The organism is Sphingomonas sp. GV3 (assembly GCF_031082075.1).
GTDB classification, from domain to species: domain Bacteria; phylum Pseudomonadota; class Alphaproteobacteria; order Sphingomonadales; family Sphingomonadaceae; genus Sphingomonas; species Sphingomonas beigongshangi.
In genome coordinates this window covers 1,626,196-1,649,077 of sequence record NZ_JARWLE010000001.1, presented here as the reverse complement: position 1 = coordinate 1,649,077, position 22,882 = coordinate 1,626,196, and the positions used below count along the sequence as shown (strand labels likewise).

25 protein-coding genes are annotated in these 22,882 nt (G+C 68.0%); 15 read left to right on the top strand and 10 right to left on the bottom strand.

What is annotated here, in order from left to right; genetic code table 11:
- The first annotated feature begins 66 nt into the window (after positions 1 to 66).
- The 5 genes from RF701_RS07670 (at position 67) to RF701_RS07650 (ending at position 3,358) form a co-directional block, all read left to right on the top strand.
- Complete coding sequence (locus tag RF701_RS07670; protein WP_308814595.1) at positions 67 to 741, top strand: aspartyl/asparaginyl beta-hydroxylase domain-containing protein; 675 nt, start codon at positions 67 to 69, stop codon at positions 739 to 741.
- A 274-nt stretch (positions 742 to 1,015) separates the two neighbouring features.
- Complete coding sequence (locus RF701_RS07665; protein WP_203310447.1) at positions 1,016 to 1,588, top strand: NifU family protein; 573 nt, start codon at positions 1,016 to 1,018, stop codon at positions 1,586 to 1,588.
- Entirely contained in the window at positions 1,588 to 2,181 is a 594-nt protein-coding gene (locus RF701_RS07660; RefSeq protein WP_210358215.1) for a malonic semialdehyde reductase, read from the top strand. The genes RF701_RS07665 and RF701_RS07660 overlap by 1 nt, the downstream gene beginning before the upstream one ends.
- 62 nt (positions 2,182 to 2,243) lie before the next feature.
- The gene (tsaB, locus tag RF701_RS07655; RefSeq protein WP_210358214.1) at positions 2,244 to 2,891 is read left to right on the top strand and encodes a tRNA (adenosine(37)-N6)-threonylcarbamoyltransferase complex dimerization subunit type 1 TsaB; all 648 of its coding nucleotides are present in this window, start codon (positions 2,244 to 2,246) and stop codon (positions 2,889 to 2,891) included.
- Entirely contained in the window at positions 2,891 to 3,358 is a 468-nt protein-coding gene (locus RF701_RS07650; RefSeq protein WP_308814594.1) for a GNAT family N-acetyltransferase, read from the top strand. The genes tsaB and RF701_RS07650 overlap by 1 nt, the downstream gene beginning before the upstream one ends.
- Positions 3,359 to 3,373: 15 nt before the next feature.
- Here RF701_RS07650 and RF701_RS07645 read toward each other — a convergent pair whose 3' ends face one another.
- The 7 genes from RF701_RS07645 to RF701_RS07615 all read right to left on the bottom strand — a co-directional run bounded on the left by RF701_RS07645 (position 3,374) and on the right by RF701_RS07615 (position 10,927).
- Positions 3,374 to 4,234 (bottom strand): hypothetical protein, encoded by an 861-nt coding sequence (locus RF701_RS07645; protein WP_308814593.1) that lies wholly within the window; start codon positions 4,232 to 4,234, stop codon positions 3,374 to 3,376.
- Positions 4,126 to 4,695: a pilus assembly protein TadG-related protein gene (locus tag RF701_RS07640; protein ID WP_308814592.1), complete on the bottom strand. Its 570-nt coding sequence runs from the start codon at positions 4,693 to 4,695 to the stop codon at positions 4,126 to 4,128. The genes RF701_RS07645 and RF701_RS07640 overlap by 109 nt, the downstream gene beginning before the upstream one ends.
- 5 nt (positions 4,696 to 4,700) lie before the next feature.
- On the bottom strand, positions 4,701 to 5,252 hold the full coding sequence (locus tag RF701_RS07635; RefSeq protein WP_210358213.1) for a TadE/TadG family type IV pilus assembly protein: 552 nt from the start codon (positions 5,250 to 5,252) through the stop codon (positions 4,701 to 4,703).
- Positions 5,252 to 5,848: a pilus assembly protein gene (locus RF701_RS07630; RefSeq protein ID WP_308814591.1), complete on the bottom strand. Its 597-nt coding sequence runs from the start codon at positions 5,846 to 5,848 to the stop codon at positions 5,252 to 5,254. Before RF701_RS07630 ends, RF701_RS07635 begins: the two co-directional genes overlap by 1 nt.
- A gap of 240 nt (positions 5,849 to 6,088) precedes the next feature.
- Positions 6,089 to 7,876, bottom strand: coding sequence for a long-chain fatty acid--CoA ligase (locus tag RF701_RS07625; protein WP_308814590.1), 1,788 nt, complete (start codon positions 7,874 to 7,876; stop codon positions 6,089 to 6,091).
- Between the two features lie 54 nt (positions 7,877 to 7,930).
- Entirely contained in the window at positions 7,931 to 9,703 is a 1,773-nt protein-coding gene (locus tag RF701_RS07620; protein ID WP_374758604.1) for a gamma-glutamyltransferase family protein, read from the bottom strand.
- Between the two features lie 186 nt (positions 9,704 to 9,889).
- Positions 9,890 to 10,927, bottom strand: a complete 1,038-nt coding sequence (locus tag RF701_RS07615) for a quinone-dependent dihydroorotate dehydrogenase (RefSeq protein WP_308814589.1) — start codon at positions 10,925 to 10,927, stop codon at positions 9,890 to 9,892.
- A gap of 163 nt (positions 10,928 to 11,090) precedes the next feature.
- On the opposite strand from RF701_RS07615, the gene RF701_RS07610 reads away from it, so the two are divergent.
- The 8 genes from RF701_RS07610 (at position 11,091) to RF701_RS07575 (ending at position 17,431) form a co-directional block, all read left to right on the top strand.
- The gene (locus RF701_RS07610; protein WP_203310369.1) at positions 11,091 to 11,546 is read left to right on the top strand and encodes an SUF system Fe-S cluster assembly regulator; all 456 of its coding nucleotides are present in this window, start codon (positions 11,091 to 11,093) and stop codon (positions 11,544 to 11,546) included.
- 1 nt (position 11,547) lies between these two features.
- Positions 11,548 to 13,011, top strand: coding sequence for a Fe-S cluster assembly protein SufB (sufB, locus tag RF701_RS07605; RefSeq protein WP_374758603.1), 1,464 nt, complete (start codon positions 11,548 to 11,550; stop codon positions 13,009 to 13,011).
- Positions 13,008 to 13,352 (top strand): hypothetical protein, encoded by a 345-nt coding sequence (locus RF701_RS07600; protein WP_308814587.1) that lies wholly within the window; start codon positions 13,008 to 13,010, stop codon positions 13,350 to 13,352. The genes sufB and RF701_RS07600 overlap by 4 nt, the downstream gene beginning before the upstream one ends.
- Before the next feature lie 13 nt (positions 13,353 to 13,365).
- Positions 13,366 to 14,109 (top strand): Fe-S cluster assembly ATPase SufC, encoded by a 744-nt coding sequence (gene sufC / locus RF701_RS07595; protein ID WP_308815634.1) that lies wholly within the window; start codon positions 13,366 to 13,368, stop codon positions 14,107 to 14,109.
- Positions 14,106 to 15,191, top strand: a complete 1,086-nt coding sequence (locus tag RF701_RS07590) for a SufD family Fe-S cluster assembly protein (protein WP_308814586.1) — start codon at positions 14,106 to 14,108, stop codon at positions 15,189 to 15,191. The genes sufC and RF701_RS07590 overlap by 4 nt, the downstream gene beginning before the upstream one ends.
- A gap of 94 nt (positions 15,192 to 15,285) precedes the next feature.
- Entirely contained in the window at positions 15,286 to 16,494 is a 1,209-nt protein-coding gene (locus RF701_RS07585) for a cysteine desulfurase (RefSeq protein WP_308814585.1), read from the top strand.
- A 10-nt stretch (positions 16,495 to 16,504) separates the two neighbouring features.
- On the top strand, positions 16,505 to 16,963 hold the full coding sequence (locus RF701_RS07580; protein WP_203310374.1) for an SUF system Fe-S cluster assembly protein: 459 nt from the start codon (positions 16,505 to 16,507) through the stop codon (positions 16,961 to 16,963).
- 117 nt (positions 16,964 to 17,080) lie between these two features.
- Positions 17,081 to 17,431 (top strand): iron-sulfur cluster assembly accessory protein, encoded by a 351-nt coding sequence (locus RF701_RS07575; RefSeq protein ID WP_210358206.1) that lies wholly within the window; start codon positions 17,081 to 17,083, stop codon positions 17,429 to 17,431.
- A gap of 104 nt (positions 17,432 to 17,535) precedes the next feature.
- On the opposite strand, the gene RF701_RS07570 is transcribed toward RF701_RS07575, so the two are convergent.
- A complete protein-coding gene (locus tag RF701_RS07570) occupies positions 17,536 to 18,690 on the bottom strand; it encodes an N-acetyltransferase (protein WP_308814584.1) in 1,155 nt (384 codons plus the stop codon).
- Positions 18,691 to 18,847: 157 nt separating this feature from the next.
- Between RF701_RS07570 and RF701_RS07565 the strand changes: the two genes are divergently transcribed.
- Positions 18,848 to 19,939, top strand: coding sequence for a fatty acid desaturase (locus tag RF701_RS07565; protein ID WP_308814583.1), 1,092 nt, complete (start codon positions 18,848 to 18,850; stop codon positions 19,937 to 19,939).
- A gap of 71 nt (positions 19,940 to 20,010) precedes the next feature.
- Entirely contained in the window at positions 20,011 to 20,550 is a 540-nt protein-coding gene (locus RF701_RS07560) for a hypothetical protein (protein ID WP_308814582.1), read from the top strand.
- Between the two features lie 7 nt (positions 20,551 to 20,557).
- On the opposite strand, the gene lptG is transcribed toward RF701_RS07560, so the two are convergent.
- Positions 20,558 to 21,649 (bottom strand): LPS export ABC transporter permease LptG, encoded by a 1,092-nt coding sequence (gene lptG / locus RF701_RS07555; RefSeq protein ID WP_203310379.1) that lies wholly within the window; start codon positions 21,647 to 21,649, stop codon positions 20,558 to 20,560.
- Positions 21,646 to 22,839, bottom strand: coding sequence for an LPS export ABC transporter permease LptF (lptF, locus tag RF701_RS07550; RefSeq protein ID WP_308814581.1), 1,194 nt, complete (start codon positions 22,837 to 22,839; stop codon positions 21,646 to 21,648). The genes lptG and lptF overlap by 4 nt, the downstream gene beginning before the upstream one ends.
- Positions 22,840 to 22,882 lie beyond the last annotated feature (43 nt).

Below are 22,882 nucleotides of genomic sequence, written 5' to 3'. Positions count from 1 at the left end.
GCGGAAAACCGCACGGGTGGACGACGGGACGGTGCAAGGATGACGGCCGGCGGAAGCAATATCGGCATGCCTCGACACGATCGGGCAATGCGGCAGAATTTCGGCAGCGAGGCGTTGCGGCGGGCTCATGGTCGCGCCGCGGGCGCGCCGGAGGGCGGATGGTGGCGTGCCGCGCTCGACCGGGTGATCGCGGCGTCGTCGCTCGTCTCGAACGCACCCGTGCTCGACGTGCGTGACTTCGGATGGACGGCGGTGTTGCGCGACCGGTGGCAGGCAATCCGGGACGAGGCGATTCGCGTCGCCATGTCACCGAAGGGCGGCGCGGACTCGGTCGCGCTCTGGCGGCATGGCGAACACGTCGGGGAGACGCTGGCGCAATGCCCGGTCACCGCCGCCGCCGTCGCCTGCATTCCGGGGGTCGAACGCGCGTGCTTCGCGACCCTCGCCCCGGGCGCGCACATCGCCGCGCATCGCGGCGCGACCAAGGGGCTGGTCACCTGTCATCTCGGCCTGATCGTGCCGCGCGACGGCGACGTCCGCATGCGGATCGGCGATCGCTACCTGCGCTGGGCGGAGGGCGAGACGGTCGTGTTCGACGACACGTACGATCATGAGGTGTGGAACGATGCCGCGGCGACGCGCATGGTGCTGCTGGTCCGCTTCAGGCGGCCGTTGCGCCAACCGGGACGATGGATCGCGGACATGGTCCTGCGGACGATGGGCCGGCCCGACCGGCGCTAGCGCGCGATCCGGCAAGGTTGGATCGGCTCGGTACCGGCTTTCAACCCCAGCCGGCCGCCGACCCAGCGTATCCTGGATGGGCCGCCGGGTGGGGGGGCCGGTACCGCTTCCACGCACGTGGAACAAAACTCTGGCGCGATCGCGCCCTTCGCCGGCCACGCGCGCACGGCACAGATCACCGGGCGCGGGCGATGCGGTATCCTTTGAAGACACGAAACAAAGCCTTTCCCGCTGGCCGCTTGATCCACCGGCCGCGCCGCGCCACATGGCGCGCATGCTGATCGAGACCGAAGCCACGCCGAACCCGGCGACGCTCAAGTTCCTGCCCGGCCGGACCGTGATGGACACCGGCACGCGCGACTTCGCCACCCCCGAGGAAGCGGAGGCAAGCCCCCTGGCGGAGGCGCTGTTCGCGCTCGGCGACGTCACCGGCGTGTTTCTGGGGCGCGACTTCGTGTCGGTCACCGCGGCGCCGGGCGTCGACTGGACCGGTCTGAAGCCCGACGTGCTCGCCATCCTGCTGGACCATTTCTCCGCCAACATGCCGCTGTTCCGCGAGGCCCGCGCGGGCTTCAGCGTGCCGGCGGCGGAAGAGGAGATCGCCGACGATCCCGCCGATGCCGACATCGTCGCGCAGATTCGTGAGTTGATCGACACGCGCGTGCGCCCGGCGGTGGCGAACGACGGCGGGGACATCGTCTATCGCGGGTTCGACAAGGGCAAGGTTTTCCTGCGCATGCACGGTGCGTGTGCCGGCTGCCCGTCGTCGACCGCGACGCTGAAGAACGGCATCGAGCAGTTGCTCAAATATTATGTCCCCGAAGTCACCGAAGTGAGGGCCGTCTGATGTCCGAGATCCTGTCCGATACCGCTCTCGACACGATCTTCCGGACGGCGCGCAGCTACAACGGCTATCTGGACAAGCCGGTCAGCGAGGCGCAGCTGCACGCGATCTGGGACCTGATGAAATGGGGCCCGACCTCCGCGAACCAGTTGCCCGCGCGCCTGGTCTGGTGCGTCAGCGACGAGGCCAAGGCAAAGCTCGCGGCCTGTGCGTCCGAGGGCAACCGCTCCAAAATCCTGCAGGCGCCGGTCACCGCGATCGTGGCGATGGATGTCGAATTCCACGAACATCTGCCGGAGCTGTTTCCGCACGTCGACGCCAAATCCTGGTTCGACGGCAACACCGAGTTGCGCGAGGCGTCGGCCTTCCGCAACTCGTCGCTGCAGGGTGCCTATCTGATTATCGCTGCGCGCGCGCTGGGACTCGATACCGGGCCGATGTCGGGCTTCGATCAGGGTGCGGTCGACAAGGCGTTCTTCGCCGACCAGCCCGGGGTGCGCACGAACTTCATCGCGACGCTCGGCTATGGGGACCCCGCGTCCGTCCATCCGCGCTCGCCGCGCCCCGAATTCGCGAAGTTCAACCGCATCGCGTGACGTCGACGCCTGACGTCGCGGGGACTTGTCGTGATCGAATGCCTGCGACAAAGCGGGACGCGATGGACGCCACCTCCCGCACGCTCGTGATCGATACCGCGACCGCCGCCTGTTCGGTCGCACTGATCGCCGACGGGCAGGTGATCGCGGCGGAGCATGCCGAAGTCGGTCGTGGTCATGCCGAAAGGCTGGTGCCGATGATCGCGGACCTGCCCGATGGCGGCCGCGCGGCACGGATCGCCGTCGACGTCGGGCCGGGCAGCTTCACCGGCGTGCGCGTCGGTATCGCCGCCGCCCGTGGGCTGGCGCTCGGCTGGGGCGCGGCGGTCGTGGGATATTCCAGCCTCGCGCTCATCGCCCAGCGCGCCTTTGCCGATGGCGAAGAGGATCAGGTGGCGGTCGTGCTCGAGGGGGGGCATGGCGAAGTCTTCATGCAGCCGTTCGCGCGCGGCGAGGGGGCGCTCGACGCACTGGCTTCGCTGTCGCCGCAGGCCGCGATCGATCGGATCGGCACCCGGGCGATCGTCGGCAACGGCCTGGCGTGGCTGCAGCGGGTTGATCCGTCGGTGACCGGACGGCCCGCGCTGCCGCGTGCCGCGGACGCGATCCTGTTGCCGCCGGACCTCGCCGCGCTGCCGGCCAAGCCCCTCTACGGCCGCGCGCCCGATGCCAAACTGCCCGGCGGGATCACGCCGCCGGTCGCCGCGTGATGGCGACGCGGACGGTGACGTTGCGCACGGGCGACACGCGCGACGTCGCGACGGTCGACGCGCTGATGACGGCGGCGTTCGACCCGCGGTTCGGAGAGGCGTGGACACGCAGCCAGTGCCTCGGCGCGATGGCGATGCCCGGCGTGCGGCTGACCATCGCACAGATCGATGACGTGCCAGCCGGATTCGCGCTGGTCCGGACCGTGGCGGACGAGGCAGAACTGCTGCTGCTGGCGGTCGCGCCGCCCTATCGCCGCCGCGGCGTGGCGGGGGCGTTGCTGCGCGCGGTCATCGCCGAGGCGGGCGGGGCAGGCATAGCGGACCTGCATCTCGAGGTGCGCGCCGGCAACGAGGCCGTGCGGCTGTACGAGCAGAACGGCTTCGCCAAGGTCGGCGAACGACGCGGCTATTATCGCGGACGCAACGGCGAGACGTTCGACGCGCACACCTATCGCCGCGCGCTCTAGCGTTCGGCCCGGCGATCAGCCCGAGATGCGGGCGGTCGCCACCGCATTCTGGAACAGCGCGTCGAGCGCCGTGTAGATGTCCTGGTTGGTCGTCACCTTGGTGTAGAGGCCGGGCGATGCGCACGCCTTGAGCGCGGGTTCGACCTGGTAGAGGTAGGGGGCGACGTTCGCCTGCGACCAGGGATTGTTGGCGAGCGATTCCGGCAGATATTCGGTGTAGAGGACCGCGATGCGGATGCCGCGCGCCTTGATCATGTCGCACTTGGTCGTGTCGAAGGCGATTTCGGGACGGCCGCCGGGACGTTGCTCGTCGCGCATGCCGTCGGTGATGACGAACATCGTCGCCTGCGCCGGCGCGCCGTTCAGGCCGGTGCCCGGCGTCGGGATCACCGTGTTGATGTTGTTGAACGCGTCGCTGCTCCCGGTGTCCTGGTCGTTCCATCCCACGTCGGTCTTCGCGCATGCCTGGGTCGGGCAGCCGTTGGACCAGTAGAGCGACGGCGTCAGGTTGGTGGTGACGGTCGAGGCGCCCTGCAGGCCGCGCGAATCGGCGATGTCGTACAGCTTCTGGAAACCGCCGTCGCCGCGGAAGCTCGCGATTCCCATGCGATAGGTCGCGCCGTTCTTGCTGGACGTGCTGACCGCGTCCGAGACCAGCTTCGACACCGCCGCGCCCTCGTCGTCGATGCGCAGCGTCAGGCCATAGGATTTGGCGACGCCGTAGAGGTCGGTCTGGTTGCCGTTGGCATCCGTGCCCTTGATGTCGTTCACCGAATGACAGGCGAACTGGCATTGGCTCGAATTGCTCGCCGCGATCTGCGCCAGCCCGGCGGTCGTCGTCGGCAGCGCCATCGAGCCGGAGACGTCGAGGAGCATGTGAAATCGATGTTCGGCGCGGTGGCGTTCGTCGTCTGCGAGGTGCCGCCGATCCGCAGCACGCCCATGCCGAGCAGCCGCGAGAACAGATTGTGCGAGGTTGCGGTATAGGTGACCGTCGCGGTCCGCCGGCCGTTGGCATCGGTCGGCGCGGACGCGCTCAGCGAGGTGATCTGGATCTGGCTCGCGGTCAGCAGGGGCGCGGCCTGGGTGTTGAACATCGTCGTGGCGACATAGGCGGCGGTCGCGTCGTTCAGCGGCATCACGGGCTTGCTGACCGCCGACAGCGCCGCGGCATCGGCGATCGCATTGAGCTTCGTCTGCGCCTTCATCGCGCGCGCATAGTCGATACCCATGCCGACCGCGAAGGACAGCGGGACCAGCGCGAAGGCGAAGATCATGAACGCCGCGCCCCGGCGGTCGGCGCGCAGGCGTGCGAAAAACGAGCGAAGGAGGGTCATGCGGGTCAGCATCCCGTACAGTCGATCTTGTTGGAATTGCGCGGCAGCATGTAGAGCGAATCGCCCAGCTTCAGCGGGCCGACGAAGCCGAAGTTCATCGGCGGCCGGTAGGCGTAGGTGACCTCGGCAAAGAGGAAATAGGCGCCGGGCACGCGCATCGCGGCCGGCACGGTCACGACCTGTCCCGGCACCGCGGCCGCGACATTGTAGCCGCGGCTCCACTGCACCGTCGTGCGATAGTTGTTGTCGGTGGCGACCTCGGTGATGCGGATGCCCGCCGCGCCAGCCGCATAGGGCGCCAGCACCTGCGTCGAGGCGGCCAGGTTGCTGTCGAGGTCGCTGGCCGCGACCGTCCCGCTGACGTTCTGCGCGACGAGGTCGGCGATCGCGCGCGTCGCAATCGTCACCTTGCGGTTGCAGGCGATCGCGTCCTCCACCTGCAGGCTGCCCAGCCACAGGACCAGAACGACCGGCAGGATGACCGCGAATTCGACCAGCACCGTCCCGCGTCGATCGCGACGCAGCCGCGCGGGACGTCGTGGAAACCGCATCGGCATCAGAAGTTTTCCGTCTTCGCGACCGACGTCGCGACGAGCAGCCGCCCCTGCCGTCCCCCGGCGAGGTTGCTGAAATTGAGGCCGAGCGGACCTGTCTGGATCGGCCAAAGGTACATCAGACGCACCATCACGACCGATCCCTGGCTGCCGAGATCGTAGCGGAAGATGTCGGAGACATTGCCGCTCGAATCGAAGGTCAGGGTCGGTACGGCGGTCGACATGCCGCTCCAGTTCGACGCGCTCGTCACCTCGACGTAGAGGTTCGTGCACTTGAGGAAGCGCGGGATGCGCGCGCAGGCCGCCTGGCGGAAGCGCTCGGCAAGCTGTTGCTGCGTCATGCCGGTCGCCTGTGCGTCGCTTGCCTGCGCCTTGCCGGTCACGACCGTGCGCGCAGCGGCCTCGACCGCCGTCTCGAGTCCCTGCTGAGCGAAGTAGATGAGGCTGGTCTGCAGGCTTGCGAGGATCAGCGCGATCAGCGGACCGGCGATCATCGCGAATTCGATCACCGACACGCCGCGCCGATCACCGCCCAGCGCGCGCACCGCGACGCGCGGACGGCGTATCGAAACAGGATCGAAGGTGGAAACATGCGCCATGGCCGTGCTCTGGCCGCAGCGGGACTAAGGTCTGCTTAAATTATGGGTCGATTTTTGCCCGATATGATTTTATTTTTCGAAGCTATGCAAAGGGTTGCAGCCTTGTCCTCTTGAAACCGTCGCTGCAATGGCCGCCGGTTCGGTGCCAATGCCGATCGGCTGTCATGTCGAACGGGCATTCACCCGGACATCGTCGTGCCGGGCCGGCACCGCCCCGATCCAGCCTCGCTGGGTCGCAGTTTAGCCGCGATACAGCGCGTCGAGCCGATCGCCATAGGCGTGGCGGATGACGTGCCGGCGGATCTTCAGGCTGGGGGTAAGCTGCTCGTTCTCGATGGTGAAGCCTTCGTCGGCGAGGATGAAGCGGCGGACACGCTCGGTGACGGACAGATCCTTGTTCACCCGCTCGATGGCGTGGCCGATCGCGGTGCGATACTCGCTATTCTCGTGCAGGCGCTTGAAGTTGCAGGCATCGCCGTTGGCGGCGCACCATTCCTGCGTCCATTCGGGATCGGGCACGATCAGCGCGACCATATGGGGTTTGCGATCACCGTAGATCATCGCCTGCACGATCTCCGGCTGCAGCGTCAGCATGCCCTCGATCTTCTGCGGCGCGACATTGTCGCCCTTGTCGTTGATGATCAGGTCCTTCTTGCGGTCGGTGATCTTGATCCGGCCGCCCGCGTCGAATTCGCCGATGTCGCCGGTGTGCAGCCAGCCGTCCTTCAGCACGCGGGCGGTTTCCGCCTCGTTGCGCCAATAGCCGTGCATGACCAGTTCGCCGCGCACCAGGATCTCGCCATCCTCGGCGATCCGCACTTCGGTGTCGACCAGCGGCGGCCCGACCGTCTCCATCCGCAAGCCGGCGGAGGGCCGATTGCACGAGATGACCGGTGCCGCCTCCGTCTGGCCATAGCCCTGCAGGAAGGTCAGGCCGAGGCTCTGGAAGAATATGCCGATCTCCGGATTGAGCGGCGCACCGCCCGACACCATCGCCTTTAGCCGGCCGCCGAACTTCTTCGCGATCTTCGGCTTGAACAAAGTGTTGACCGCGAGTTGCGTCGGCCGGTCGATCAGGCGCAACCTGCCCTCATATTGCCGCGCACCGATCGCGAGCGCCTGGCCGAGCAGCTTCTGGCCCAGGCCGCCCTGTTTCTCGATCGCCTTGCTGATGCGGGTCCGGAGCACCTCGAACAGGCGCGGGACGACGACCATGATCGTCGGTCGCACCTCCTCGATATTGCTCGCAAGCTTGTCGAGCCCCTCCGCATAATAGATCTGCGCACCGAGCCCGATCGGGAAATGCTGGCCGCCGGTATGCTCATAGGCGTGGCTGAGCGGCAGGAACGACAGGAACACCTCGTCGTCCCAGCCGAAATCCTCGGAGATGACGGTGCAGCAGCCGTTGACGTTGTGCAGGATCGCGCCGTGGTGCTGCATGACGCCGCGCGGGGCGCCGCCGGTGCCGCTCGTATAGATGATGCAGGCAAGGTCGTCGCGCGCGAACGTCGCCTGGCCCGCGGCACGATCCGCGCTGGTCGGATGATCGGCGATCAGCTTGCGCCAGTCGTGGAAATCGATGCTGGCGGACGGCGCGCGCATCTCGTCGATGCCGATGACGATCTGCCCCTGGTTGGATCGCAGCACGGCGGGCAAGAGGGTTTTGGCCAGCTTGTCGGTCGAGACGATGATCGCGCAGGCGCCCGAATCGGCGATGATATGGGCGTGATCGCGTTCGGTGTTGGTGATGTAGGTCGGCACGGTGACGCAGCCCGCCGCCATGATCGCGAGGTCGCTGATACACCATTCGGGCCGGTTCTCGCTGACCAGCATGACGCGGTCGCCCGGTTTGAGGCCGATCGCCTTGAGCCCGGCGGCGAGGCTGGCGACCTGTTCCGCCGCGTCGGACCAGCTGGTCGAAACCCAGCTGCCGCGCTGTTTCGCCCAGAGGAACGGGGCGTCGCCCTTCTCGCGCGCGCGCGAGAAGAACATCGCGACGAGATTGGGGAAATATTCCAGCTTGCGCATCATGGCTCTCCTGACGCCGGGCGGCGCTGCATGGCGGCCGCCTGTGGCGGATAACTATTCGGACGGGCGGTTGGCTGCGGCGCCGATCCTCGCCGGCCGCGTGACGGTGCCGTCCTCCGCGATCGCGACGCCCTCGCTGCGAGGATCGGCCGCGCCGACCCACCGGCCGCCCTTCCACTCGATGGCATTCGCCTTGAGCCCCAGCGGCGCGATCTCCGTACGCTCGCCCAGCGCGGCGAGGGCCGGCTGCATCGCGGCGACGGCGGTGTCCGCCTCCAGGGTCGCAACGGCGCCGGGCGCATAGACGAGGCCGAGGCCGATCGCATCCTGCGCGGGGAGGTGCCAGTCGACGACGCCGACGATCGCCTTGGCGACCTGTGCGATGATGGTCGATCCGCCGGCTGCGCCGACGGCGAGCCGCACCTTGCCGTCCGGGCCATAGACGATCGTCGGGGCCATCGACGAACGCGGGCGCTTGCCACCCTCGACGCGGTTGGCGACGAGATAGGCGGTGCCGTCCGCGCCCTTGGCGACGGGAACGATGTCGAAGTCGGTCAGCTGGTTGTTGAGGACGGCGCCGTCGAGCGCGAGGCCGCTGCCCCACGGTCCCTCGACGGTCGTCGTCACCTCGACGACGTTGCCCGCGCGATCGGCGACGGCGAGGTCGGTGGTGCCCGCGACCTCGCTGACCGGCGCCTCGATCCGCGGCGGCGCGCCGGGCGGCGTTCCGGCGGAAACATTCGGCATGGTCGCAGTGGGCGAGATCAGCATGGAACGGCCACGCAGATAGGCGGCGTCCAGCATACCGGTGACGGGCACCTTCACGAAGTCCGGGTCGCCGACGTACATGTTGCGGTCGGCATAGGCGAGGCGGCTGCTTTCGGCGAACAGGTGCCAGGCGATCGGATTGTCCTTCCCCAGCCCGGTCATGTCGAAGCGCTCGAGCTGCTTCAGGATCATCAGCACGGTGAGGCCGCCGGAGGACGAGGGCGCCATGCTGCACACGCGGTTCGCGCGATAGGCGATGCAGACGGGCGTGCGCGGCTTCGCATCGTAGCTGGCAAGGTCGCCCGTCGTCATCTTCGACGGATTGCGCGCCGCGCCGTTGACGGTGGCGACGAGCTTCTGCGCTTCCGGTCCGACGTAGAAACTGTCCGGGCCGCGTGCCGCCAGGCGCTGGAGCAGCGCGGCCTGGGCGGGATTCCTGACGAGATCGCCAACGGCATAGGCGCTGCCGTCCGGCCGGGTGACCAGCGCGCGGCTTTCCGGCGTCAGGTGCGCGCCATAAGAGGCCACGGCATTGACGTAGCGCGGGCTGGCCCGGAAGCCGTCGCGGGCGAGGCGGATCGCGGGTTCGAACAGCTTTGCCCAAGGCAGCTTGCCGCCGCTGCGATGGGCCAGCGCCATGCCGCGGATCGCGCCGGGTACGCCGACGCTGCGGCCACCCGGCACGGCATCTGCATGGCTGAGCGGCGTGCCGTCGGCGGCATAGAACCAGGTGGGGCCGGCGGCGGCGGGTGCGGTCTCCCGCGCGTCGATCGCGTCGATCCGGCCGGTGCGCGCGGCGTGGCGTACCCAATAGCTGCCCCCGCCGAGGCCCGAACTTTGCGGTTCGACGACGCCGAGCGCGAGCATCGTCGCGATCGCCGCGTCGGTGGCGGTGCCGCCCGCTTTCAGAATCTCCGCTCCCGCGGCGGCGGCGCGCGGATCGGCGGCGCTGACCATGCCCTGGGCGGTGGCGGCGGTCTTCGCGGGGGCGGGCTTGGCGGGGATGGGGGCCGGGAGCAGCGCGGCGGAGGCGGCGAGCACGGTCAGGAACGTCTTCATCGGCATGAATCGTAGCGGCATGACGGGGGAGGGCAAGGGTCGAAGGCGCTGTGTCCGTCAGCCGCCGTCGCCGCCACCGGCGACCGACTCCCCGCGAAGGCGGGGATCCAGACACGCTGTCGCTCACATTCCGCGGGCCCTGCGCATCTGGATACCCGCCCGCACGGACATGAAGGCTGGGCTTGATCAGGCTCCCGTGCCAACCGCCGCCATCACGCTGGCGAAGCCGTCCCGGGCGAGCAGCGCGTCGAGGTCGCGCAGCATGCGTGCGGGCAACCCCGGCCCTTCGTAGACGAGGGCGCTGTACACCTGCACCAGGCTTGCGCCGGCGCGGATGCGGGCATAGGCCTCCGCGCCGCTGTCGATGCCGCCGGCCGCGATCAGCGGCAGCGCGGCGCCGGTCGCGCGGCGAAAGTCGGCGAGCCGCTGGCGGGCGAGCGGGGCGAGCGGCGCGCCGGAAAGGCCGCCCGTCTCCCCGCCGTCGCGCGATGCGAGCGGCGGGCGGCTGATCGTCGTGTTGCCGATGATGATCGCGTCGATGCGATGGTCGATCGCCGCGCGCGCGACGCCGTCGATTCCGGTGGGGTCGAGGTCGGGCGCCACCTTGAGGAACAGGGGGGTCGAGCCGCGCGCCTCGGCGCAGGCGGCGAGCAGCTCCGCCAGCGCGGCGCCGTGCTGCAGGTCGCGCAGCCCGGGCGTGTTCGGGCTGGAGATGTTGATCGTGACATAGTCCGCAAGCGATGCGGCGGCGCTGACGCCTGCGACATAGTCGGCGACGCGGTCGCTCGCGTCCTTGTTGGCGCCCACGTTGATGCCGAGCAGGCCCTTGCCCTTTCGCTTCGCGGCGCGGGCATGCGCGAGCCCGGCCGCGAGGCCGTGATTGTTGAAGCCCATGCGGTTGATCACCGCGCGGTCAGCGGCGAGGCGGAACAGGCGCGGTCGCGGGTTGCCCGCCTGGGGCAGCGGGGTGAGCGTGCCGATCTCGACGCTGCCGAAGCCCAAAGCGAACAGGCCGTCGATCGCCTCGCCGTTCTTGTCGAGCCCGGCGGCGAGCCCGACCGGATTGGCGAAGGCGAGCCCCGCGACCGTGGTGGCGAGACGTGGGCGGGTCTCCGCCCCGGTGCCGCCGGGCACCGCGCCACGCAGCCTGAGCGCGCGGATCGTCAGCGTGTGCGCGGTCTCGGGATCGAGGGTGAACAGCAGCGGGCGCACGGCATAGGTCATGCCCGCCGCCTTCGCATCGCGCGGGGGGCGGGTTCAAGGGGCGGCGGGAAATCCACTGACGCTGATCGGCTTTTCCGCGGTTGACGTCGGCCCGCGAAGGCCTATCTGCCCAATCGGAACGATTTCGTCCGATTTGCGAAGCGTTCGCAAGTGGAAAGGAACCATGCGGCTCTCCAGCCTCGCCGATTATGCGGTCGTGATGATGACCGCCGCGGCACGCCTCGCGGATGCGGGGCGGCTCAACGCCACGCGCCTGGCGGAGGAGACGGGCGTGCCGCTGCCGACCGCGCAAAAGCTGGTCAGCCGCCTGTCGGCGGCCGGCCTGCTCGACAGCGCGCGTGGTACCGGCGGCGGCGTCGCGCTGGCGCGGCCGGCGAGCGCGATCAGCCTTGCCGACATCGTCGAGGCGGTGGAGGGGCCGATCCAGATGACCAGCTGCGTCGACGGCGCGGCGCTGGATTGCGCGATCGACCACCAGTGCCACGTCAAGCCGCATTGGGGCGTGGTGAATGCCGCGGTGCGCGGCGCGCTCGCGAACGTCTCGCTGGCGTCGCTGTGCGGCGCCCCATCAGTTTCGGCCTCCAGCAGGACCCCGGCACTCGCCGGGGCGGATGAGTGATATGGCGACCAAGAATGCCGAGGCCTATGAGGCCGTTTCGAAGAAGTATGAGTGGGGCTTCGCGACCGAGGTCGAACAGGACTTCGCGCCCAAGGGGCTGAGCGAGGATACCGTCCGCTACATCAGCGCCAAGAAGAACGAGCCCGAATGGATGCTCGACTGGCGGCTGAAGGCGTTCCGTCTGTGGCAGACGCTGGAGGCGCCGGACTGGGCCAAGCTCAACGTGCCGCCGATCGATTACCAGGACGCCTATTATTACGCCGAGCCCAAGGCGAAGGCGACGATCGCCTCGCTCGACGAGCTCGATCCGGAAATCCGGCGCACCTATGAAAAGCTCGGCATCCCGATCGAGGAGCAGAAGGTGCTCGCCGGCGTCGAGGGCGCGCGCAAGGTCGCGGTGGACGCGGTGTTCGACAGCGTCTCCGTCGCCACCACCTTCCGCAAGGAGCTGGAGGAGGCGGGCGTCATCTTCCGCGCGATCAGCGAGGCGATCCGCGAATATCCCGATCTGGTCAAGAAGTGGCTGGGCAAGGTCGTGCCGCAGCGCGACAATTACTTCGCGACGCTCAACAGCGCGGTGTTCAGCGACGGCACCTTCGTCTACATCCCGGAGGGCGTGCGCTGCCCGATGGAGCTCAGCACCTATTTCCGCATCAACGCGGAGAACACCGGCCAGTTCGAACGCACGCTGATCGTCGCCGACAAGGGCGCCTACGTCAGCTATCTCGAGGGCTGCACCGCCCCGATGCGCGACGAGAACCAGCTCCACGCCGCAGTGGTCGAGCTGGTCGCGCTCGACGATGCCGAGATCAAATATTCGACCGTCCAGAACTGGTATCCGGGCGACGAGAACGGCAAGGGCGGCATCTACAATTTCGTCACCAAGCGCGCGCTGTGCCAGGGCAGGAACAGCAAGGTGTCGTGGACCCAGGTCGAAACCGGCAGCGCGATCACCTGGAAATATCCGTCCTGCGTGCTCGCCGGCGACGGATCGGTCGGCGAATTCTACTCGGTCGCGGTGACCAACAACCGCCAGCAGGCGGATACCGGCACCAAGATGATCCACCTGGGGCGGAACACCCGCTCGACCATCGTGTCGAAGGGGATCAGCGCCGGTCGCTCCGACAACACCTATCGCGGCCTGGTGCGCGTGGCGCCGACCGCGGAGGGCGTGCGCAACTTCACCCAGTGCGACAGCCTGCTGCTCGGCGACCAGTGCGGCGCGCATACGGTGCCGTATATCGAGGTGAAGAACCCGAGCGCGCAGATCGAGCATGAGGCGACGACGTCGAAGATCAGCGAGGATCAGCTGTTCTATGCGATGAGCCGCGGGCTCGATCAGGAAGCGGCGGTGGCGCTGATCGTCAACGGCTTCGCCCGCGAAGTGCTGCAGCAGCTGCCGATGGAGTTTGCCGTCGAGGCGCAGAAGTTGCTCGGGATTTCGCTTGAGGGGAGCGTGGGGTGATGGTGATGTTCGCTGGTGCTTTGATAGCGTTGGCTGCGCAATCCGCGGCCGCGCCGGAGCCACAGGCAAATCCGCAGGTCATCGCGCAAGCACTTGATAGGTGCATGGCGACCTATGCCGTGCGGATGACAAAAACTGACGCGTCCGATGAGACGATCTTCGCAGAGGCGACACGCGGGTGCGCGCAGTTGAACGAACAGTTCAAGGCCGCAATCAACGCACAGGTGCCCGCGCCGCAGGCAAGCGCCTTCATCAAGCAAATGGATGCGACGGCCAAACCGAATTTCATGGTGATGCTTGCCAAGATTCGTCGCGATCGCGCGTCACGAGCTGCAAATTAATCCAAGGTGGATGATGCTTAAAATTGAAAACCTGCACGCCGAGATCGATGGCAAGGCGATCCTCAAGGGCCTGACTCTCGAGGTGAACGCCGGCGAGGTGCATGCGATCATGGGGCCGAACGGCGCGGGCAAGTCGACGCTGGGCTATGTGCTCGGTGGGCGGCCCGGCTATGAGGTGACCGAAGGATCGGTCACGTTCGACGGCCAGGATCTGCTCGAACTCGAGCCGCACGAGCGCGCCGCGGCGGGCCTGTTCCTGGGCTTCCAATATCCGGTCGAGATTCCCGGCGTCAGCAACGTTCAGTTCCTGCGTGAGAGCCTCAATGCGCAACGGAGCGCGCGCGGCGAGAAGCCGCTGTCGGGCGGCGAGTTCCTGAAGCTTGCGCGCGAGCAGGCGGCGGGGCTTGGCCTCGACCAGGAGATGCTGAAGCGCCCGGTCAACGTCGGCTTTTCGGGCGGCGAGAAGAAGCGCAACGAGATGGTGCAGATGGGCATCATCGATCCCAAGTTCGCGATCCTCGACGAGACCGACAGCGGCCTCGACATCGACGCGCTGCGGATCGTCGGCGACGGCATCAACCGGATCATGCGGAAAGCCGACAAGGCGGTGCTGCTGATCACGCACTATCAGCGCCTGCTCGACTACGTGCAGCCTGATCGCGTCCACGTGCTCGCGGACGGACGGATCGTCCGCTCGGGCGGTCCCGAGCTGGCGCTGGAGCTGGAGCGCGAGGGCTATGCGGGGGTGGCGGCGTGACGCAGCTGCTCGACCTGCCGTCGACCCGCGACGAGGCATGGCGCTGGGCCGACCTCGGCGGCATCGCGGCGGCGGCTGCGCTCGCCCCGGTCGCAGCACCGGACGCGGAGTTCCTCGACCTGCCGGGCGCGAAGCTGCTGTTCGTCGACGGCGTGCTGGATGAGGCGCGCAGCGACCTGGGCCCGGTGACGCTGGGCCCGGTGACGCTGGGCGCGGTCGACGCGGGCGATCACCCGCTTGGGCGGCGCGCGTCGCACGGCTGGACGCTGCGCCTCGGCGCCGATGCGGTGGCGGATCCCGTGCAGGTCGTGCACGTCGCGACCGGTCGCGAAAACCATGTCGCCGCCGCGATCGAACTCGCCGACGACGCCGCCGTGCAGGTGGTCGAGACCTACGTGGGGGTCGGCTGGTCAAACCGGCTGGCGCGGATCACCTTGGGCAAGGCGGCGCGGCTGATGCGCTCGATCCGGCTGCTGCAGGCGGCGGGGTTCACCTCGCTGCGCGAGGAAGCGACGCTGGGCGAGGGCGCGAGCCTGGTCACGACGGTGCTCGGCGCAGGCGATGCCGGCACGCGGATCGACGGCGCCGTGACGCTGGCGGGCGAGGGCGGCTATGCCGAGTTCGGCGGCGCGCTGCTGACCCGGGCGGAGCAGCGCCAGGAATGCGCGGTGCGCGTGCGCCATGCCGCGCCCAATGGGCAGAGCCACCAATTGTGGCGCGCGGTCGCAGCGGACCGTTCGGTCGCCAGCCTCGCGGCGGCGGTCGAGGTGGCGCGGCATGCGCAGAAGACCGACGGCGAACAGTCACTGCGCGGACTGTTGTTGCAGCGCTCCGCGACGGTCAACCTGAAGCCCGAGCTGGAGATTTTTGCCGACGACGTGAAATGCGCGCATGGCGCGACGGTGGGCGAGCTCGACGCGCGCGCGCTGTTCTACATGCAGAGCCGCGGCATTCCCCCGGCGCGGGCGCAGGCGCTGCTGACCCGCGCCTTCGTCGCCGATGCGCTCGACCGGATCGGTGACGAAAGGGTGCGCGAGGCGTTCGTCGCCGATGCGGATGCGTGGCTGGCGGGGGCGCTATGATCGGGGGCGAGCTTCGAGCAGGTCATGTCGGGGTGGCTTTCGGACGCTTGCCTGCCGCTCGCCTCGTCAATCGCCGCGCGCCCGGAGCATCCGCATGAGCACGTCCGAACAGCCGCTCGATACGCTCGCCGACTTCCCGGCGATCCCGTCGGGCTGGGCCTATCTGGATACTGCGGCGACCGCACAGAAGCCGCAGGTCGTCGTCGACGCGATCGCTCGCGCCTATGGCGAGACCTATGCCACCGTGCACCGCGGCGTGTACCAGCGGTCCGCCGACATGACGCTCGCCTATGAGGCAGCGCGGCGTACGGTGGCGCGGTTCATCGGCGCGGGCTCGGCGGACGAGATCGTGTTCGTGCGCGGCGCGACCGAAGCGATCAACCTCGTCGCGCAATGCTGGGCGGGAACGCAGCTGAAGGCGGGCGACCGCATCCTGCTGTCCGCGCTGGAGCATCACAGCAACATCGTGCCGTGGCAGATGGTCGCGGAGCGCGTAGGGGCCGGCATCGACGTCGTGCCGCTGACTCCGGATCACCGCATCGATCTGGACGCCATGGCCGCGATGCTGACGCCGGCGCACAAGCTGGTCGCGCTGGCGCATGTCTCCAATGTGCTCGGCTCGGTGCTTGACGTCCGTCGTGCCACCGAGCTCGCGCATGGTGTCGGCGCCAAGATCCTGCTCGACGGATGCCAGGCGGTGCCGAGGGTGGCGGTCGACGTGGCGGCGACCGGATGCGACTTCTACGTCTTTTCCGGTCACAAGCTCTATGGCCCGACCGGGATCGGCGTGCTGTGGGCGCGGCCCGACCTGCTCGACGCGATGCCGCCCTACCAGGGTGGTGGGTCGATGATCGACCGCGTGACCTTCGCGAAGACGACCTACGCCCCGCCGCCCGGGCGGTTCGAGGCGGGAACGCCACACATCGTCGGTGCGCTGGGACTGGCGGCGGCGATCGACTATGTTCAGGGCATCGGGCTCGATCGCATCCATGCGCATGAGTCAGCGCTGGTGCGCGGCTGTCGCGCGGCGTTGTCGACGATCAATTCGGTGCGGCTGTTCGGGCCGGAGGATTCCGCCGGCATTGTTTCCTTCGCGGTGGAAGGGGTGCATCCGCACGACGTCGGCACCATATTGGACGAAGGCCAGGTGGCGATCCGCGCCGGCCATCATTGCGCGCAGCCGTTGATGGAGACGCTGGGCGTCGACGCGACCGCGCGGGCGAGCTTCGGCGTCTACAACGGGCCGCGGGATATCGAGGCGCTGGTGCGCGGTATCGAGCGCGTCACGCGGATATTTGGGTAAGGATTTTCGGATGAGCGACATGATCCGGGTCGAAGAGGTCGAGGCGGTGACGCCGCCGCCCCGCGCGCGCGTCGAGGATGCGCCCGAGGGGCAGGCGCGCGAGCGCGACTATCTCAGCGGATTCCTGCAGCAGAAACCGCAGGGCGAGGCGACGCACGAGCCGGGCGGCGCCCTGTACGAAAGCGTGATCGAGGCGCTGAAGGAAATCTACGATCCGGAAATACCGGTGAACATCTATGACCTGGGCCTGATCTACGGCGTCGAGGTGACCGAGGACGGCCATGCCGCGGTGACGATGACGCTGACGACGCCGCATTGCCCGGTGGCGGAATCGATGCCGGGCGAGGTCGAGCTGCGCGTCGGCTCCGTGCCCGGGATCGCCGTCGCCGACGTCAATCTCGTGTGGGATCCGCCCTGGGACCCGCAGAAGATGTCGGACGAGGCGAAGCTGGAATTGGGGATGCTGTAGAACTCCCCTCCCGCTTGCGGGAGGGGGCGGGGGTGGGCCTGTCCCCGAATGATATGTGCCGGGGGACAGGCCCACCCCCAGCCCCTCCCGCAGGCGGGAGGGGGGAGAAGAGACGAGATGACCACCTTACGCCAGCGGCCTGCGCCGCTCATCCTCACCCCGAGTGCCGAGGCACGGATCGCCGAGCTGATGGGGCGCGCGCCGGAGGGCGCGACGGGCGTCAAGCTGTCGACGCCGCGGCGCGGCTGTTCGGGGCTCGCCTATTCGGTCGATTACGTCACCGACGCGAAGCCGTTCGACGAGATGATCGAGACGCCCGGCGGCACGCTCTATGTCGACGGCGGGTCCATCCTCTACCTGGTCGGCTCGACGATGGACTGGGTCGAGGACGATTTCACCGCCGGCTTCGTGTTCAACAATCCCAATGCCAAGGGCGCCTGTGGCTGCGGCGAGAGTTTCACGGTCTGAACGGCGTTGCTGTCCTCACCCTTCCGGCGCTGCGCGCCTCCATCCCTCTCCCGTTGGGAGAGGGAAAAGCTGCCGCAGGCAGCTAAGGGTGAGGGCAGGCGTAGTTAAAGCGCCTTCTCGTAGATCACGTAGGTCTTGTTGACCCGGCTCTGGATCGTCTCGGCGATCGAGCGCATGCCCTGGTTGTCCTCCAGGATCCAGCCGATCTCGCCGCGGCTGGCGCCGTAATGCGTCACCGAGGCGCGGCGGATATATTCGATCATCATGAAGGCGAGCTGGCTGGCCATTCGCGACGATTGCAGCTCCTTGACCACGCCCATCAGCGGCACGCGCATCGTGCGCACCTTCGGCTTGCGCAGCCACAGCAGCAGTTTCGCCCAGCCGAAGGGTAGCAGGCTGCCGTTCAGGGGTTTGAGCGGCTCGTTGAGGTCGGGCAGGGTGATCATGAACGCGACCGGCTTGCCGTCCAGTTCGGCGATGCGGATCAGGTCGTTGAACACGATCGGCTTCAGCTTGACGCCGACGTCCTTGATCTCCGGCGGGGTCAGGGGGACGAACCCCCAATTGTCGCTCCACGCATCGTTGAGGATCGACAGGATGATCGCGGCTTCCTCTTCGAATTTGGTCTTGTCGACCTCGCGAACCCGGATGCGCGGATTGTTCTCGCCCGATTTGATGATCCGCTTGACGATGGGCGGAAATTCCTGGGTGATGTCGAGCTCGTAGGTGTAGAGCGTCTTGACCGCGGCATAGCCGGCCCGCTCGATCCACCCCTGATATTCGGGGCGGGCATGGCCCATCATGATCGTCGGCGGATGGTCGAAGCCCTGGACCAGCAGGCCGGGCTCTTCCCAGATCGACTGGGAGATCGGACCGAGCGCCCGCGTCATGCCCTGTTCGCGCAGCCAGCCTTCGGCCTTGGCGAGCAGCGCGACGAAGATATCCTCCCGCTCCGCATCCATCAGCCCCCATTGGCCGACGCCGGGGCCGAACCCCTGCACCGCCGGCATGGTCAGCGCGAGCGTGTCGATATGGGCGGAGATGCGCCCGACGACGCGGCCATCCTGTTCCGCGAGGAACAACTGCGCCATGGCATGGCTGTACCAGCCGTTCTTTTCCGGCGTGATCAGGCCGAGCGCCTCGCCCTTCAGTGGCGGCACCCAATTGGGATCGTCCCTGTACAGACGAAAGGGCAGATCGACGAAGGCCTTGCGGTCCCTCTTCGTCGTTACGGGCCTGATCGTGAAGTCGCTTGCCATCTATGTCCTCCCTCCGGCGCCTCAGCCTCTACCATCGGGCGGCGATTTGACGAGTGACTATTCCGTCATCAGTGATTGGAAAACTCGCCCGATCCGGTCCGTGCCACGCCTGTAAATGCCATGCTGTCGCCACTATCTGGGGGCAATGGACCAAGCCATGGACAGCAGCATCTCCCTTTCGCGCGGCACCGCCCCGACGGCGGCAGCGCGTGCGACGACGATCCGCATCGCCGACGACAAGACGATGCTGCGGACCGCGGCTGAATTGACGCGCGACCTGATCGCGCCGCGCCCGGCCATCTATTGGGCGGACATGGTCGCTTCCGCCGCGATCGGCTATGCCGCGCTGGCGGCGGCGGTGAGCGTCTCGGGGACGGGCTGGGTCGTGCTGTTCGCGGTCGTGTCTGCGTTCGCCCTCTATCGCGCGCTCAGCTTCATCCACGAAGTCAGCCACATGAAGCACAGCGCCCTGCCGCGCTTCCGCGAGGGCTGGAATGCGCTGGTCGGCGTGCCGATGCTGACGCCCAGCTTCATGTACGAGGGGGTGCACAATCTGCACCATGCGCGCACGCGCTACGGCACCGTCGAGGATCCCGAGTATCTGCCGCTCGCGCTGATGAAGCCTTGGACGCTGCCCGCGTTCGTGCTGATCTCCGCGCTCGCGCCGATCGGGCTCCTCATTCGCTACGCGATCCTGTCGCCTCTGTCGTTGCTGTCGCCGCGGCTGCGCACGATCGTCATGGAGCGCTATTCGGCGCTCGCGATCAATCCGCAATTCCGCCGGCGCGCGCCGGAGGGCGAGGCGCGCGTGCTCTGGAACCGGATCGAGACGGCGGCGAGCCTGTGGGCGATCACGATCGTCGTGCTGACCGCGACGGGCGTGTTTTCGCTGCGCAGCGTGCTGATCGCGCTGGCGGTCGGCTCGGGTGTCGCCGTGGTCAATCAGGTGCGCACGCTGGTCGCGCATCTGTGGGAAAATGACGGCGAGGCGATGAGCGTCACCGGCCAGTATCTCGATTCGGTCAATGTACCGCCGCCCGCGCTGCTGCCCGCGCTGTGGGCGCCGGTCGGCCTGCGCTACCATGCGCTGCATCACCTCATTCCCGCGCTGCCCTATCATTCGCTGGGCGAGGCGCACCGCCGCATCACCGCCGCGCTCGAGGAGGGCTCGCCCTATCACAAGGCGAGCTATGCGGGGCTGCCGGGGCTGGTGAACAAGATTTTCCGCAGCACGCTCGTCAGGCGATAGCCGCCGCGCCGATCCGCCTCTAAGCTGCACTCCCGTCGTCGGGGACAGGGATCGGGCAAGAGGGCAGGCGGATGGCGGGTGCGATGGCATGGATGGCATTGGCGCTGCTGGCCCAGGCCGATGTGGCGCCCAGCGGCGCCGGCACGATCACCGTCGCGGTTTCCCCCGACAGCGGCCTTCCCGTGCCGGCCGCGGCGGCGCTGGCGGAGGGCGTGGGCGATGCCCTGACGGAGCGGCAGTTCCTGATCCTGCCCGGCCGCGACGTCGGCCGCTATACGGCGATCGTCACGCTCGAGCGCCACGAGCAGGGATCGGTGACCGCACCCGGTTCTGCCGTGGCCGCCACCAGCGGCGGTCTCGGCAACTGGGGGGCGAGCGCGCGGGTCACGCTGCCGACGCGTAAGCAGGGCGTGCATGCGCTGATCATGACCACGATGACGCTCAGCATCGTGTCGCGCAGCGACGGGCGCAGGCTATGGACCGGCAGCGCGCTGACCGCGCAGGTCGACGGCAGTGCGGCCGATGCGCCTGCCGCGCTCGGTCGGTCGCTGGGGCGAGCGCTGATGTCGCGCTATCCCGAACCCGTCGACGGCACCGTATCGGTGCCGTGAACGGCGGCTATTCCTCCGTCCGGATCAGCACCGCTTCGCCGATGAGGAGGAAGAGCAGGAAGGGCGCCCAGGCGGCCAGGAAGGGCGGATAGGCGCCGAGGTTGCCCATCGCGAGCGCGAAATTGTCGGCGACGAAATAGGCGAAGCCGAGCGCCATGCCGATCACCGCGCGGACGAACAACTGGCCCGAACGCGCGATGCCGAACGCCGCGACCGCGCCGAGCAACGGCATCAGCACCGCCGACAGCGGACCGGACAGTTTGTGCCAGAGCGTGCTTTCCAGCGATTTAGTCGGGCGGCCGGCGTCGCGCAGATCGCCGATCGCCGCGTCCAATGCGGTGAACGATAGGCCGTCCGGATTGACTTCGCCGAGCGTGAACTGGTCCGGGCGCACGCCTGGCGCGACGACGGCATTCCCGATCGCCTGTTGCCGGGCGGTCGCGACGTCGAAGCGCAGCGCGGGGCCGATCTGCCAGCCATTGCCCACGAAACGGCCGCGCGGTGCGGTGGTGATCGCGACCAGGCTGCCGCCGACACGGTCATAGACCGTGATGCCGCCAAGCTGCACTGCCTTGCCCTTGCCGCGCACCTGGTCGACGGCGATCAGGTCGTCCCCGTCGCGCACCCAGACGTTCGACCGGTCGCCGCGGTCGATCGGCATCACGCCGTAATCCACCGCCTTCCACTGGTCGAGCGTCGCGGTGGCCCGGGTGACGACGCGCTCGTTGAACGTGAAGCTGACGACGGCGACGCCCAGGCTGGCGACGAGCAGGGGCGCGAGCACCTGATGCGCGGACAGGCCCGCCGCCTTCAACGCGATGATCTCGCTGTTCTGGTTCATCGTGAAAAAGGTGGCGATCGCGCCCAGCAGCACGGAGAAGGGCAGCAGGAAGGCGATGATCTGCGGCGCGCGCAGCGTCACGTAGGTCCAGACCTGGTCCTGCGTGTTGCCGGGATGGGCAAGGATCGCCCCCGACTCGCCGAGCAGGTCGAGCGTCTGCAGGATCAGGACCAGCGCCGCGAGCAATCCGAACGTCCGCGTCAGGAACAGCCGCGCCATGTACCAGGACACGACGCGAGAGGGGAACAGCGCGCTCATGCCCCACCCTTCTTGCGGCCGCGGCCGGGAATGTAGCGGACAAGAAGCTTGCCGACCTTGCCGAACGCGCGCTCGATCGCGCCGATCGGCTGGCCCCCCGGTACATAGGCGATCGTATAGTACATCCAGAGGATGATCCCCGCGAAGACGCAGAAGGGCGCCCATAGTGCGATCAGCGGATCGATCCGCCCCAGTTCGCCGATCGACGCGGCATATTCGTTCACCTTGTGATAGGCGACGATCATCACGATGGCGAGAAAGACGCCGACGCCCGACGTGGAGCGTTTCGGCGGCACGCCCAGCGCGATGGCCAGCAACGGCAGCAGGAACATCGTCGCCACCTCGACCAGGCGGAAATGGAATTCGCTGCGACTGCTGTCCCGCTGTTCCTCGCTGGCGGCACGATGGCCCAGCTTGGCAAGTTCGGGCAGCGTGAATTCCAGGTTGCGGCCGCCCCTCCGCCGGAAGCTTTCGTATTTGGGCAGCGGGATCGGCAGGTCGTGCGAGGTGAAGGTGAGCACGCGCGGCACCTTGAAGTCGGGGGCCTTGTGGATGAGCGTGCCGTTGGTCAGGCGGAAGATGATCGTGTTGGGATCGTCGGTGGCGAGGAACTGACCGCTCTGCGCCGTCACCGAATAGCTGGTGCCCTTGTTCTCGAAGTGAACGAAAATTCCCTCGAGCTGCCGGCCGCGATCGTGGCTCTGCTCGATGCGCAGCGTCATCTGCTTGCCGAAATGGGTGAACTCGCCGACCTTGATCGACGCGCCCAGCGCGCCGGTGCGCAGCTCAAACCGCAATTGCTCGTAATAATAGCGGGCCTTGGGCTGGACGAAGCCGACGATCGCGATGTTCAGCACCGCCAGCACGATCGCGTACATATAGGGGACGCGCAGCAGCCGCGTATAGCTGACCCCGACGGCCCGCAGCACGTCGAGTTCCGAATTGGCGGCGAGGCGGCGGAACGCCAGCAGGATCCCGAGCAGCAGCCCGATGGGGATGCCGAGGCCGAGATACTCGGGCAGCAGGTTGGCGAGCATGCGCCAGACCACGCTGATCGGCCCCCCCTGCGTCGCCACGAAATCGAACAGCCGACGGATACGGTCGAGCACCAGCAGCATGGCCGCGATGGTCAGGGTCGAGATCAGCGGCAACGCGATCAGCCGTGCCATGTAGCGGTCGATGGATGTCATACGATGAAGGCTGCTCGGCCGGAACGGGAAAGCGAGGCGTATA

Excerpts from the sequence above, each read along its gene's own strand:
- RF701_RS07670 (WP_308814595.1), top strand. The coding sequence starts at position 67 with ATGCCTCGACACGATCGGGCAATGCGGCAGAATTTCGGCAGCGAGGCG.
- RF701_RS07665 (WP_203310447.1), top strand. The coding sequence starts at position 1,016 with ATGCTGATCGAGACCGAAGCCACGCCGAACCCGGCGACGCTCAAGTTC.
- RF701_RS07660 (WP_210358215.1), top strand. The coding sequence starts at position 1,588 with ATGTCCGAGATCCTGTCCGATACCGCTCTCGACACGATCTTCCGGACG.
- tsaB (WP_210358214.1), top strand. The coding sequence starts at position 2,244 with ATGGACGCCACCTCCCGCACGCTCGTGATCGATACCGCGACCGCCGCC.
- RF701_RS07650 (WP_308814594.1), top strand. The coding sequence starts at position 2,891 with ATGGCGACGCGGACGGTGACGTTGCGCACGGGCGACACGCGCGACGTC.
- RF701_RS07645 (WP_308814593.1), bottom strand. The coding sequence starts at position 4,234 with ATGCTCCTCGACGTCTCCGGCTCGATGGCGCTGCCGACGACGACCGCC.
- RF701_RS07640 (WP_308814592.1), bottom strand. The coding sequence starts at position 4,695 with ATGACCCTCCTTCGCTCGTTTTTCGCACGCCTGCGCGCCGACCGCCGG.
- RF701_RS07635 (WP_210358213.1), bottom strand. The coding sequence starts at position 5,252 with ATGCCGATGCGGTTTCCACGACGTCCCGCGCGGCTGCGTCGCGATCGA.
- RF701_RS07630 (WP_308814591.1), bottom strand. The coding sequence starts at position 5,848 with ATGGCGCATGTTTCCACCTTCGATCCTGTTTCGATACGCCGTCCGCGC.
- RF701_RS07625 (WP_308814590.1), bottom strand. The coding sequence starts at position 7,876 with ATGCGCAAGCTGGAATATTTCCCCAATCTCGTCGCGATGTTCTTCTCG.
- RF701_RS07620 (WP_374758604.1), bottom strand. The coding sequence starts at position 9,703 with ATGAAGACGTTCCTGACCGTGCTCGCCGCCTCCGCCGCGCTGCTCCCG.
- RF701_RS07615 (WP_308814589.1), bottom strand. The coding sequence starts at position 10,927 with ATGACCTATGCCGTGCGCCCGCTGCTGTTCACCCTCGATCCCGAGACC.
- RF701_RS07610 (WP_203310369.1), top strand. The coding sequence starts at position 11,091 with ATGCGGCTCTCCAGCCTCGCCGATTATGCGGTCGTGATGATGACCGCC.
- sufB (WP_374758603.1), top strand. The coding sequence starts at position 11,548 with ATGGCGACCAAGAATGCCGAGGCCTATGAGGCCGTTTCGAAGAAGTAT.
- sufC (WP_308815634.1), top strand. The coding sequence starts at position 13,366 with ATGCTTAAAATTGAAAACCTGCACGCCGAGATCGATGGCAAGGCGATC.
- RF701_RS07585 (WP_308814585.1), top strand. The coding sequence starts at position 15,286 with ATGAGCACGTCCGAACAGCCGCTCGATACGCTCGCCGACTTCCCGGCG.
- RF701_RS07580 (WP_203310374.1), top strand. The coding sequence starts at position 16,505 with ATGAGCGACATGATCCGGGTCGAAGAGGTCGAGGCGGTGACGCCGCCG.
- RF701_RS07575 (WP_210358206.1), top strand. The coding sequence starts at position 17,081 with ATGACCACCTTACGCCAGCGGCCTGCGCCGCTCATCCTCACCCCGAGT.
- RF701_RS07570 (WP_308814584.1), bottom strand. The coding sequence starts at position 18,690 with ATGGCAAGCGACTTCACGATCAGGCCCGTAACGACGAAGAGGGACCGC.
- RF701_RS07565 (WP_308814583.1), top strand. The coding sequence starts at position 18,848 with ATGGACAGCAGCATCTCCCTTTCGCGCGGCACCGCCCCGACGGCGGCA.
- RF701_RS07560 (WP_308814582.1), top strand. The coding sequence starts at position 20,011 with ATGGCGGGTGCGATGGCATGGATGGCATTGGCGCTGCTGGCCCAGGCC.
- lptG (WP_203310379.1), bottom strand. The coding sequence starts at position 21,649 with ATGAGCGCGCTGTTCCCCTCTCGCGTCGTGTCCTGGTACATGGCGCGG.
- lptF (WP_308814581.1), bottom strand. The coding sequence starts at position 22,839 with ATGACATCCATCGACCGCTACATGGCACGGCTGATCGCGTTGCCGCTG.